Below are 11,668 nucleotides of genomic sequence, written 5' to 3' on the forward strand. Positions count from 1 at the left end.
GGATAGGATGCGCTTCGAACTGCATCCCGTGCGGACGAGGACGTCACTGAATCATGAATATTGCATCCGTGGAAGACGATCCGGGCCAGGCGGCCCTGATCAAGAAGATCCTGACCGGCGCGGGCCACGATTGTGAAAGCTACCCCGATGGCCAGTCATTGCTTCGCGCCATGCGTGACCGGCAGTTCGACCTCCTGGTAATGGACTGGCAACTGCCGGACATCAGCGGCTACGACGTGATCGTCCATATCCGGCGGCGCTCCGGCGCCGTGCCGCCGATAATTTTCCTGACCACGCGCTCGCTCGAGGAAGACATTGTGGCCGGGCTGGCCGCCGGTGCGGACGATTACATGGTCAAGCCGGTCCGCAGCGGCGAGCTGACCGCGCGCGTGGCGGCGCTGCTGCGGCGGACCTATCCCACGGTGCTGTCGCAGGAATCGGTCCGCGAGGGCGCCTATTGCCTCGATCCCGTGGCGCGCACGGTCACCGTCGATGGGCGGCCGGTGGAGGTGTCGCCCAAGGAATTCGACGTCGCGTGGTTCCTGTTCCGGAACATGGACCGGCTACTCTCGCGCGAATTCGTCGAGCTGGCCGTGTGGGGCCGCGCCATGGGCGTGGGGTCGCGCACGCTCGACAGCCATCTGTCGCGCTTGCGCGTCAAGCTCGGGCTTCGACCCGAGAACGGCGTGCGGTTGGCCTCGGTGTATTCGTACGGCTATCGCTTCGAGCGGTGCGGCGGGAGCAGCCATGCCGGCTGACCGCCGCGATTCCAGCCGGCATGGCAGGCGCCGCGCTGCGGTCCTGGCCGGGCTGCTGCTCGGCTGGCAGGCAGGTGTGCTTGCCGGCCCGGCGGGCGCCGACGGCGACCGCTTCATCCATGTAGTGGACTCGGGCGATACGCTGATCGGTCTGGCTGACCGCTATCTCGGCGATGCCCGCAAATGGACTGAGCTGCAACGGATCAACCAGGTCGCGGACCCCCGACGGCTGCCGCCGGGGCTACGCATACGGATACCGCTCAGCTGGATTCCGACGCGACCCGCCAAGGTCCGGGTGATTGCCGCGAGCGGGACGGTACGGCTTGGCGATACGCCGCTGCGCCCAGGCACGCAGCTGGACGAGGCGGCCCGCGTCGTGACCGGCGCCGATGGGCGCGCCACGCTGGAGCTCGACGACGGCTCCCGGGTGGCGCTGCCGCCGGACTCGGTCGTCGAGGTGAGCCGTCTACGCGTCTTTGCGCGGGCGCTGCTGCAGGATGCGGTGCTGCGTATCGAGCGCGGCGGCGCCGATGCCAGCGTGGCGCCCAACCACAACGGCGTCGGTCGCTTTGAGATGCGCACGCGGACGATGATTACCGGCGTGCGCGGCACGCGCTTCGAGGTCGAGGCCAGCGGCGCCGAGTCGCGCAGCACGGTATTAGAAGGCCGCGTGACCGTCGCGGCGCGGCGCGGCAGCCAGGAAGTGCCTGACGGTTTCGGCATTGCCGTAGGCCCGGGCGGCAGGCTGGCCCCCCCGCGCCCGCTGCAGGCGGCCCCGATACTCCAGCCGCTGCCCGCACGGATCTATGCGCCGAGCCTGAACGTGGCTTGGCAGCCGGCGCCGGGCGCCACTGCATGGCGCGTCAGCGTGTCGCGCGATAGCGCACGCACCGAGCCGATCTGGTCCGCCACGATGCGCGAGCCGCATGCCACGCCGGCCGGCCTGCCGCACGGCAGGCTGTACCTCTCAGTTCGGGCCATCGGCGCTGACGGCTTCGCCGGCTATCCCGCTGTCGCGCCGCTCGACGTCAAGCTGGAGCCGGCCGCGCCTTTCACACTGGAACCGGGCGCACGGACCCGCCATCACGGCAGCGCGATCACGCTGCAATGGGCGGCTGTCGCGAACGCCTCGCGCTACGAGATCGAACTGGCCCGCGACGCCGGATGCGCTCCCGTGGAGGCGCGCGAGACGACCGCCGAGGTCAGCTGGCAGGTGCCGCTGGCGCCGGGCGACTGGTGGTGGCGCATCCGCTCCCTCGATGCCGATGGCGAACCGGGCCCGTGGAGCGCCGTGCTGCCGTTCTCGATCTCGCCGGCTGCGCCCGCCGCGGCGGTCACTGGCGACGACGGCGCCGTGCTCCGACTGGGCTGGGGCGTCGATACCACGGTGGCAAAGCCGGCCGCGTACCGGCTCCAGCTGGCGGATGATCCGCGCTTTGCCCATGTGCTGGCCGACCTGCGCAGCACCGAGGGCGAGGCCGCGGTGCCGCGTCCGCCAGCAGGCGACTACTGGGTGCGCGTAGCGCGCATCGAGCCGGATGGCGCGACGTCGCCTTACTCTGCGCCGCAACGCATCGCCCTGCCGGCTTACCTGCGCGATGCCGCGGGGAACCCTGTGCGGGCGACCGATGCCCCGGTGCGCCATGGTGGGTGACGCCGCCACGCCTGCCGCGCGCCGGGGGCTCGTCGGCGGCTATCGCTTGCGCACGTTGGCGGAATGGGGGCTGCTGCTGGCCATGCTCGCCGCGTTTATGGTGGGTGCCAGCGTCCTCGGCTGGACCGGCCGCGCCAGCCTGGCGGTCTATGACGTCGCCATCGCGGCCCAGCAGCATGCGCCGCGCCAGGACATCGTCATCGTCGCCATCGACGACGGCACGCTCGAGGCCAGCGGGAGATGGCCATGGCGGCGGACTCAGCTGAGCCGGCTCATCGATGGCGTGGCCGCGGGCAACCCGGCCGTCATCGCACTCGATGTGGTGCTGACGGAGCCCGACGAGCGCCATCCCGGCGACGACGCCGCGCTCGCCCGCAGCATCGCCCGGGCCGGGAAGGTGGTATTGCCCGCTGTGGCCGCCGAGGCGCCGGACGGTCTGCGTTATCCGATCCCGGCGCTGCGCGCCGATGTGGGCCACATCAACATTGGCGTGGACGGCGACGGCCCGGTTCGCGACGTCTTTCTTCGCGAAGGGCCGCCCGGGCGCGAACTCGATCATCTGGTCGTGCGGATGCTGGCGCTGCGGGACGGCCCCGATGTCATTAGCCAGTTGCGCCAGGAACGGTATCCGGCGGCGCCAGCCGCGGCGTGGCGCCGCGACGGCCGCGTGCGCATCGCGTTCGCCGGCCCGGCGGGCACGTTCGCTACGGTGTCCGCGCGCGACGTGATGGCAGGTCGCGTCGATCCGGCGATGTTCCGCAACCGGCTCGTGCTGATCGGCGTCACGGCCGCCGGCCTCGGCGGCATGTTCGCTGTGCCATTGTCACGGGACGGCGCCGGCATGAGCGGGGTGGAGATCATGGCAAACGCGGCGCAGACGCTGCTCGACGGCCAAGCCATTGTCGCGCTGGACCGCACCGCATCCTGGGCCCTGGCATTTGCCGCACTGGGCGTGGTGTGGGTCGCCGCGCTGCGCCTGTCGCCGCGCTTGGCGCTGCTGGTCAGCCTGGCGATGGTGGCCGGCCTGCTCGGCGCAAGCATCATGCTGGTCCGGGGCGCGCATGCCTGGTTCGATCCGGTGCCCGCGATGCTCGCGTGCCTGGCCTGTTATCCGCTGTGGAGCTGGCGCCGACAGGAAGCGACGCTTGCGTTCCTGGCCGGCGAAGTGGCCAGGCTTGAGCGCGAGCAGGAACCGATGCTGCGTGGGCAGCCGTCGCCGGTGGCCGGGCTCGGACCCTCGTTGGACGCGCGCATGCAGGCCATGTATTGGATGACCACCAGGCTGCGAGATATGCGGCAGTTCCTCGCGGATGCGATGTCCGGCCTGCCCGACGCCACATTGATCTGCAATATCGATGGCAACGTGCTGCTGGCCAACGCGAGGAGCCTGGCGCTGATGCCACGCAGCTTGGGAGCGCTGGCCCAGGCGGGTGCGCCAGCACCCGAGATTCGTGTGGTAATGACCGAAGCGTTCGCTGTGCCACAGCGCGGCATGGACTACTGGAACACCGTGCGGCGGGCGTGCGTCGAGACGATGCCGGCGGCTGGTGCGCCGCCGGTCTTCGATGCCGTGGAACTGACTACGCACACCGACTGCCCGATGCTCGTGCGCGCCGCGTCGCTACGGAGCAGTGACGGCGGTGTGGCCGGTATCGCGCTGAGCTTCGTCGATATTACTGAGGCGCGTGCGGCCGAACGCCGGCGCGAAGAGACGCTGCGCTTCATTTCCCACGACATGCGCTCGCCGCAGGCGTCGATCCTTGCGCTCGTCGAACTGCAGTCCGAGCCAGCCCGAGCCATGCCGTACGACGCGCTGCTCGAGCGGATCCAGCATTTCGCGTCCCGTACGCTCGAGCTCGCGGATGATTTCATCACGCTGGCACGTGCCGAATCGCAGGCGCTGCGTCTGGTCGAGACCGATCTTTCGAGCCTCGTCATGGACGCCACCGACGAGCTCTGGCCGGTAGCGCATGCGCGGCGCATCGGCATTTCGCTCGATATCGCGGAGGAGGAACTGGTCGTGCGCGCCGAGCCCTCGTTGCTGATGCGGGCTGTTGCTAATCTTGTCGACAACGCGATCAAGTTCAGTCCGGACGGCGGCACTGTTACCGTGACCGTGCGCAGGACCGGCAACAGCGGCACCGTTTCCATCGCCGACCGCGGACCCGGTATCGCGCTGGCCGACCAGCCCCGGCTGTTCCAGCCATTCAGTACGTTGCGGGCGGAAGGCGCCCGGCCCACGCGCGGCACGGGGCTGGGCCTGTTGTTCGTTCGCACCGTGGTCGAGCGGCATGCCGGTGGCATTGGACTTGACAGCGCGCCGGGCCGGGGCTCGGTGTTCTCCATGACTCTCCCGCTGGCAGAAGCGCCTGAGTCGGCCGCCGCCTTGTGACCAGAATGAACAGAGTCCGCTGCCGGCCCCCGTCTGCGATTCACTCCGCTATCAATTGCCAATGTCTTCCATCTGACTCCAGCCGGTGCGTGAAGCGAAGCGACTGAAGGAAACGCGTGTCATGAGAGGCGACGACCAGGGCACCGGGAAAGTCCTCCAATGCCTGCTCCAGCGCCTGAATGGATTCCAGATCGACGTGATTCGTCGGTTCGTCCAGCAATAGCAGCTGCGCCGGCTCGGTGCTCCACAGTACGCACGCCAACGCACCTTTCAGGCGCTCACCGCCACTCAACGCACCGGATGGCAGGTTCACCACGTCGGCATTCAGGCCCAGCAACGAAAGATGGCTGCGCAACAGCCCATCAGGCAGCGGCGATTCCAGCTCATGCAAGCGTTCGAGAACGGACACCTGTGGGGGCAATACGCGGGTCGCCTGCTGATCGAGCCATGCGCTGCGCACGCCAGTCTGGCAAACACCAGAGACTGGGGCAATGGTGCCGGCCAACATCTTTAGCAGCGTGGTTTTGCCGCAGCCATTCGGACCGGTCACGGCGACGCGCACCGGTCCCGTCAGCGTCAACGTAAGGGGCGCGCTGTCCTGCGGAAACGGGGGGACGGCGTCCTGCAGATGGATCACGCGCTTTCCCGCCGCAATGGCAGTGGCTGGCAGTATGAGTGCGACGGTTTTGTCGGGCTCGATGCGCCGCGCAGCCTGTTGAACCGCCTCGTCGGCCTTGACCTGCATATCCTGCCGGCGAAGGCGCTGCCGGCCCGCAGACGCCTCTGCGCCATCCTTGCGGCGGCCCAGGGCGATGCCTGGCATATTCGCCTCCTTCGCGCCTTTTGCCTGATGGGCGGTGCGGCGCTGCTGTGCGTCATGTTGTCGCTGTGCCGCACGTTCGGCGGCATTGCGATCTGTCCGTGCGCGGTCGAGGGAAGCCTGCGCTGCCGATGCTTCGGCGCTGCGCTGAGCCTGATAGAGCGTGTAGTTACCGCCGTAACTGCGCATCCCGCCCGGCGTCAGTTCTACGATGCGGTCCATCAGGTCCAGTAATTCGCGGTCGTGACTGACGAGGATCAGACCGCCTGTCCACCGCGTCAGCTTGTCACGCAGCCAGTCGCGCGCGGTGCGGTCCAGATGGTTGGTGGGTTCGTCGAGTACCAGACCTTCGGCGTCGGAAAGGAAGGCGCCTATCAACGCCACGCGGGTAAGTTCGCCACCGCTCAGCGCTCCCGCCAGCCCTTGCGGGCGCAGGTGTGCCAATCCGCTGTCCGTCAGCGCCTGCTCCAGGCTCGATCGGATATTCCACCTTCCATCCAGCAAGTCGAAGTCAGCGGTGTGCGGCGCCCCGCCTTCCATTCGCGTCAGCGCATCGAGTATCGGTGTCAATCCGGCGACGTCTGCAACCGTCGCCCCTTTTGCGGGGACGATTTCCTGGGGCACGTAGGCGACCGAGCCACGACGCGTGACCTGTCCATTCTCCGGTTTGAACAAGCCAACCAACGCTCGCGCCAGCACACTCTTGCCCGTGCCATTTCGACCCAGCAACCCGGTACGCTCGCGCTGGAATGTTTCACTCAGGTCGTGCAGCAGCGTCCTGCCATCCGGCAACGTCACCGTGACATGCCGCACGGAGATTGAGAAGCCCGTAGAGTCCGGAGGGCGGCCGTCGGCGGCAGTGGGAGGCGCAAGCGTCAATACCCCGAAGGCTTCTCGTTCGATATCCGCCATGGTCGACTTCAAAAAATTGATACGGTGGATTCTCTCACGAGGGCTGGCGATTGTTGCCGCCAGGACAACATGCTGAGTGCCTTCACGATACTACCGGCGTGCGCGCCCCATGCCTACACTCGGTCACACGGTCAGTCGAAAACGCGAGCACAACGAAGTGCGCGAGATTCGCGGTCGTGCTTGTGCACCGCGCCACCCCGTGCGGCTTACCCCCCGCAAATACCAGGACGAATGAAAATGAGCGAAACAATCCATAATGTGCAGCCGGTCATCGCCAACGTTGGCAAGGAAGGCTTCGGCGAGCTCGTGTCTTCCCGCTACGCCGTGCGCGTGGGTGACGTCGATGTCTTGCTGATCAGCGATGGCGTTCTGCCGCTGCCGACTACCACGATGTCCACCAACGTGAGCGAAGCGGACCGCAACGAATGGTTCGATGATCGCTTCCTGCAACGTGACATGTTCGACTGGGCGCTGAATATCGCGCTCGTGCGCAGCGGTGACCGCCTGATCCTGGTCGATTCGGGCGTGGGCGACGGTTTCGAATACTTCTCGCGCGCCGGTCGCTCGGTGTTGCGCCTGGAAACGGCTGGCATCGACCTCGCAGCGATCACCGATATCGTGATTACCCATATGCACATGGATCACGTCGGCGGGCTGAACGTGGCTGGCGTCAAGGCCAAGCTGCGCCCGGACGTGCGCATCCACGTGGCGGCCGCGGAAGTGGAGTTCTGGAAGAATCCGGACTTCAGCAAGACGGTGATGCCAGAAACGGTGCCGCCCGCGCTGCGCAAGGCGGCGGCAAGGTTCGTGGAGCTCTACAGCGAGAACATCGTGCAGTTCGGCCAGACCGTGGAAGTTGCCGCAGGCGTGACCGCGCGCGTGACCGGCGGCCACACACCGGGGCACTGCGTGGTGGACGTCGCATCGAAAGGCGAAAAGCTGACCTTTGTCGGCGACGCGATTTTCGAAGTCGGCTTCGAGCATCCCACGTGGCAAAACGGCTTCGAGCACGAGCCTGAAGTGGCGACGCAAGCCCGCATCGCGCTGCTCGACGAAGCCGCCGAAACCGGCTCCATGCTGGCCGCCGCGCACATCGCGTTCCCGTCCATTGGTCATATTGCCAAGAACGGGGAGAGCTACCGTTTCGTGCCGGTGCAGTGGGATTATTGATTCTGACGGTTGTCAGACAACCGCCGCGAGTTCAAGACTCGCGGCGGCTTTTCGTTAACGACGACCATCTCAAAACAACGTTCTCCCCCTGTATGGCTGAAGCTGGCCGGATGCGGAAGCTCGTCGGTGGCCAGGCGCGCCTCGAACCCTAACTTCCGTTTCCGACCCATCAGAGCCGATCGGTCTCCCTGTCATTAACGGCTGTAATCTGACGACATTCGGCCGTTGAGATGCAATCCGGCGTGACTAGGACTTGCAAGTGTCAGGGCGTGAACTAGATGCAAGGTCGGCATTGCATGCAATTTATTGCAGCCGCGCGACACGGAGGTTGGTGCCTGACGCTGGCAAGCAAACGACGCCGGGTACGGTGAAAGGTCGGATCGCTCAGAACGGTTTCTGAGGGCCATCTACAGTGCCACTTGATATAAACAGCACCTAATTCAGGTGTAAAAAAAACAATGCATTGACATGGCGAACCGCCCTTACACTCGTCGGCGCATTCAACGTTGCCACCACGGAAGCGCACGTGAAAGGGTCTATTAATGGCTAGGAAATTGCATTGGCTGCTTGTCGCTGCAGCGGTCCTCATTTTTGCTTGCCGCATGGCGGAAGCCTCCCCACCAATCAAGGTTTGGTGGGCGGAACCCTACGGCACCGCATATGCAAACGGACAGGGTCCGATGTATAGCACTCCGCAGCAGGCATGCGCCCACTTTGATGGAATGAAATGGGTAGGCTATACCGTTACCTATCGACACTGGCACAATTTAGACTCAGGTCACGTAGGTGATTGGTGTGAGCCATTGCTTGATGGCTCACCAATGACTCCGAATATTAATAGAGAATTGCTAGGCCATTATATCAATCAGAAAGAAATTTGTATAGATCCGGTTCGCAGAACGTATAATCCAAGTTGGGGCAGAAATCCAAATTTGGCACTTGAGGATCAATGCCCGGATCCGCCGAAAGAGACCGCCAAATCTTGTCCGGTAGGGAATCCTATCTCCCCTCTTACCGGACAAAAAATTCAGATCGAGAGTCCTGACTTCGAATCGACGGGCCCACATCGGCTGATTTTTCAGCGCGTCTATAGGTCTGACACAGCACAGTACGGCTCTAACGTTGGATCGATCAGCAATACGTGGTTCCACAACTGGCAACGTGCTTTGAATCTGATGCTTGCCAACGAGGGCACGATTATGGCGAGGCGTGCGGATGCCTCCCTAGTCAGTTTTGTCAAACGAGATCAGCAATGGTTACAGGCGGACGGTCAGTCGCGCGACTACATTGTGGCCGGGGCGAACGACAGGGGCATCGGCGCCTGGCAGTACCACGTCGCGGCCACCGGTACTGTTGAGGCCTATGACGCAGGCGGACGCTTGCTCACGGTCACGGAGCTCAATGGTTGGGTAGCGACGCTCACCTATACCACCAGCGCAACCGCGACAGCGCCTTGGGGGCAGTCTGGCGTTCTCGAGAGCGTGAGAAACCAGTTTGGCACCAAACTCTCTTTACATACAACGCTAAAAACAATCTTATTGGCGTCACGACCCCTGACGGCTTGACGATTGCCTACGGCGTTACAACTGACGGCGGTCCAACTGTGACGTGGCCTGATGGGGCGGTACGCCGATACCATTACGGAGAAGATGTACCGAACTTTCAAGCTTTCCTTCCTGGTAGGTTGACAGGCATTACGGATGAACTGGGTGTGCGCTATTCCCGTTACACCTATAAGTTCGCCAGTGGTGGTGCGTTAGATGGATTTGTAACTGCTGAAGAGCATGCTGGCGGTGCCGACAAGCTGTCGTTCAGCTACGGCACCAATGCCACCCTGGTGACAGACGGCAATGCGCTCACGCGTAGCTTTAACTACCAGTTGTCCGGAAAGCTGCGGCAGCCCACAGGTGCGTCTGGATCGAGTCCCATTGGCGATCCGTTCAACACGATCCAATACGACGCCGGCAACAACGTCAGCCGCACGGTCGACCGGAACGGGAATGATACGCGCTATAGCTACGACGCGCTCGGCCGTGAAACCCAGCGGGTCGAAGGCTACGGCACGGCGGACGCAAAAACTACTACCACCGAGTGGCATCCGACGTGGAATCTGCCGCTACGAGTGGCCGCGCCGGGCCTGGCCGACAACTTCACCTACGATGCCAAAGGACAATTGATCGCCCATGCCTGGTTTCCAACCAACGACGTCAACGGGAGTCAGGGGCTAAACGCAATTCCAGATGGTCCTGTTGCAAGTACAGGCTGGACCTACGATGCAAACGGACTCGTGACGGCGACGGTGGAAAAAGTCGGCGATGGCGTAACCGCGCAGCGAGCCTTTACATACGATGCGCTGGGCAACCTAGCCACTGTCACAAACGGCAAGGGGAAAATCGGAACTGCGCTTCGGTATGACGGTGCAGGCCGGCTGTTGGAGGGGGTCGACGTCAATGGTGTCCGTTCAATTTACACCTATAACCAACGAGGATTGCTGACTGCGATTGACAGTGATGCATACCACATTCGCTACGAGTATGATGCGATTGGGCAACGTACTGCGGTTATCGGACCTGGGGATTGGATAACCACGTACACGTACGACACAGCTCATCGACTGGTTCAGATTCTAGATAACCTGACCGTTACGGCAGATAGTGGTGAAGGTGGGGCTGGCTTGAATCCGTTTGCTCGCGAGAGTGAGGCGAGCTCCATCTCACAATCAATTAGTACTCTCTGGAACACGGTGATAGTCTGGTTGAGAGACTGGGTTGCCAGTTTCATTCCTGCCGCCCAGGCTCAGACTGTTCCTGCTGGGTCAACACAGATCAATCCGCCACTACACACTGGACTAGGGCAGCCGACGAGTCCAGCAGGGATTCCAGGTGCGGAGCTTGACCCGACGCTCACAGCGAAGGATCTCAGACCTGGAATGCTGCTGATCCAAGCGGTAGTAACACCTATCGCGCAAGCCTGCGCTGCCTCGTCGGAAGCCGTCCAGGCAGGCTTGGATGCCATAAGGAAAGCATTCGATCCTAGAGAAAAGTGCAATTCTACGGTTGTGCGGGATCAAGCAATGGCGGCAGCCTATGCTTGGGCTGGTATCTCTCCGACTGGCGAGGGGGCTACTCCGTTTCCCTGGAATAATTTCAATCTTCCGCGAGGCATGTCACGTAACGACAAGGCCTATGGAGATTTTATGCGGCGGTATTACCCACCGAGTTATGGATACGGAACTCCGGATGGGGCGGAGGTTGTCGAGCACCCATTTGGACACCCAGACCTTCCCGGCCCGGAACACCACGCTTGCCCGCATTTTCATGCGACCAATGCCGCTGGGCAGACAAAGATATTTGCGTACAGATTCGATCAATAACGTGGAGGCCGAAATGAGAAATAGCGAGTGGAAGAGCTTCTTCTTGACTTGTTCAAAAGTCCTGGGAGACGACGGAGACCCGTACGCCTTTAAAAGCACTACGTGGTGCTCGTGGACGACCTTTAACAGGCTAAAGATCGATGCGGGCTATTGGCAGGCGGGATTACCAACCTCTGCTGAGCTAGGCGAGGAAGGTACGGCCGACGGCGGCGCATGGGGACAGCCATTCTTGTATTGCGATATAGCGCACGTCATAGTTCCTCGTGAGTTTTATTGGGAGCGAGTATCACAAGGACAATTTGACTGCGGATCCAAGCGACAAGACATCGATGCGCTGTCTACGGCGTTGACGCACAGTGGAGTGGGACACAGAAGAACAGACCTAGTGTTGGAGATCAAATTGTATTGAGACGTATTTGGCCATGGTGCCCCACGAGCCACAGCCTGTTTCGTCAACTATCGGAGTTTGACCCAATGAGAACTCGGTACACCTCATGCTAACTACGAGGGACGTGGGCTGCTGCCGTCCCGGTGGACACCTTGTTAAAGTGTGAAGATGAAACCGGAGTCAGCAGTTGGGAACGAGAAG

General features: G+C 63.1%; 7 protein-coding genes. 6 read left to right on the forward strand and 1 reads right to left on the reverse strand.

The window, feature by feature from the left end; translation table 11 throughout:
* The first annotated feature begins 53 nt into the window (after nt 1-53).
* The 3 genes from SB751_RS09205 to SB751_RS09215 are packed head-to-tail and all read left to right on the forward strand — an operon-like array spanning nt 54 to nt 4,804.
* Nucleotides 54-758, forward strand: a complete 705-nt coding sequence (locus SB751_RS09205; RefSeq protein WP_144196825.1) for a response regulator transcription factor — start codon at nt 54-56, stop codon at nt 756-758.
* On the forward strand, nt 748-2,412 hold the full coding sequence (locus SB751_RS09210) for a FecR domain-containing protein (RefSeq protein ID WP_144196827.1): 1,665 nt from the start codon (nt 748-750) through the stop codon (nt 2,410-2,412). Before SB751_RS09205 ends, SB751_RS09210 begins: the two co-directional genes overlap by 11 nt.
* Complete coding sequence (locus SB751_RS09215; RefSeq protein WP_313816030.1) at nt 2,402-4,804, forward strand: CHASE2 domain-containing protein; 2,403 nt, start codon at nt 2,402-2,404, stop codon at nt 4,802-4,804. The genes SB751_RS09210 and SB751_RS09215 overlap by 11 nt, the downstream gene beginning before the upstream one ends.
* A 40-nt stretch (nt 4,805-4,844) precedes the next feature.
* Here SB751_RS09215 and SB751_RS09220 read toward each other — a convergent pair whose 3' ends face one another.
* A complete protein-coding gene (locus SB751_RS09220; protein WP_410747968.1) occupies nt 4,845-6,536 on the reverse strand; it encodes an ABC-F family ATP-binding cassette domain-containing protein in 1,692 nt (563 codons plus the stop codon).
* 237 nt (nt 6,537-6,773) lie between these two features.
* Between SB751_RS09220 and SB751_RS09225 the strand changes: the two genes are divergently transcribed.
* From SB751_RS09225 to SB751_RS09235, 3 genes are all read left to right on the forward strand, one after another.
* Nucleotides 6,774-7,706, forward strand: coding sequence for an MBL fold metallo-hydrolase (locus tag SB751_RS09225; RefSeq protein ID WP_144196831.1), 933 nt, complete (start codon nt 6,774-6,776; stop codon nt 7,704-7,706).
* Nucleotides 7,707-8,386: 680 nt separating this feature from the next.
* Nucleotides 8,387-9,271: a DUF6531 domain-containing protein gene (locus tag SB751_RS09230; protein WP_410747969.1), complete on the forward strand. Its 885-nt coding sequence runs from the start codon at nt 8,387-8,389 to the stop codon at nt 9,269-9,271.
* Nucleotides 9,268-11,079 (forward strand): hypothetical protein, encoded by a 1,812-nt coding sequence (locus SB751_RS09235; protein WP_410747970.1) that lies wholly within the window; start codon nt 9,268-9,270, stop codon nt 11,077-11,079. Before SB751_RS09230 ends, SB751_RS09235 begins: the two co-directional genes overlap by 4 nt.
* The last annotated feature ends 589 nt before the right edge of the window (nt 11,080-11,668 follow it).

This window comes from Cupriavidus sp. SIMBA_020 (assembly GCF_046535395.1).
GTDB lineage: Bacteria > Pseudomonadota > Gammaproteobacteria > Burkholderiales > Burkholderiaceae > Cupriavidus > Cupriavidus campinensis.

Excerpts from the sequence above, each read along its gene's own strand:
- SB751_RS09205 (WP_144196825.1), top strand. The coding sequence starts at position 54 with ATGAATATTGCATCCGTGGAAGACGATCCGGGCCAGGCGGCCCTGATC.
- SB751_RS09210 (WP_144196827.1), top strand. The coding sequence starts at position 748 with ATGCCGGCTGACCGCCGCGATTCCAGCCGGCATGGCAGGCGCCGCGCT.
- SB751_RS09215 (WP_313816030.1), top strand. The coding sequence starts at position 2,402 with ATGGTGGGTGACGCCGCCACGCCTGCCGCGCGCCGGGGGCTCGTCGGC.
- SB751_RS09220 (WP_410747968.1), bottom strand. The coding sequence starts at position 6,536 with ATGGCGGATATCGAACGAGAAGCCTTCGGGGTATTGACGCTTGCGCCT.
- SB751_RS09225 (WP_144196831.1), top strand. The coding sequence starts at position 6,774 with ATGAGCGAAACAATCCATAATGTGCAGCCGGTCATCGCCAACGTTGGC.
- SB751_RS09230 (WP_410747969.1), top strand. The coding sequence starts at position 8,387 with ATGTATAGCACTCCGCAGCAGGCATGCGCCCACTTTGATGGAATGAAA.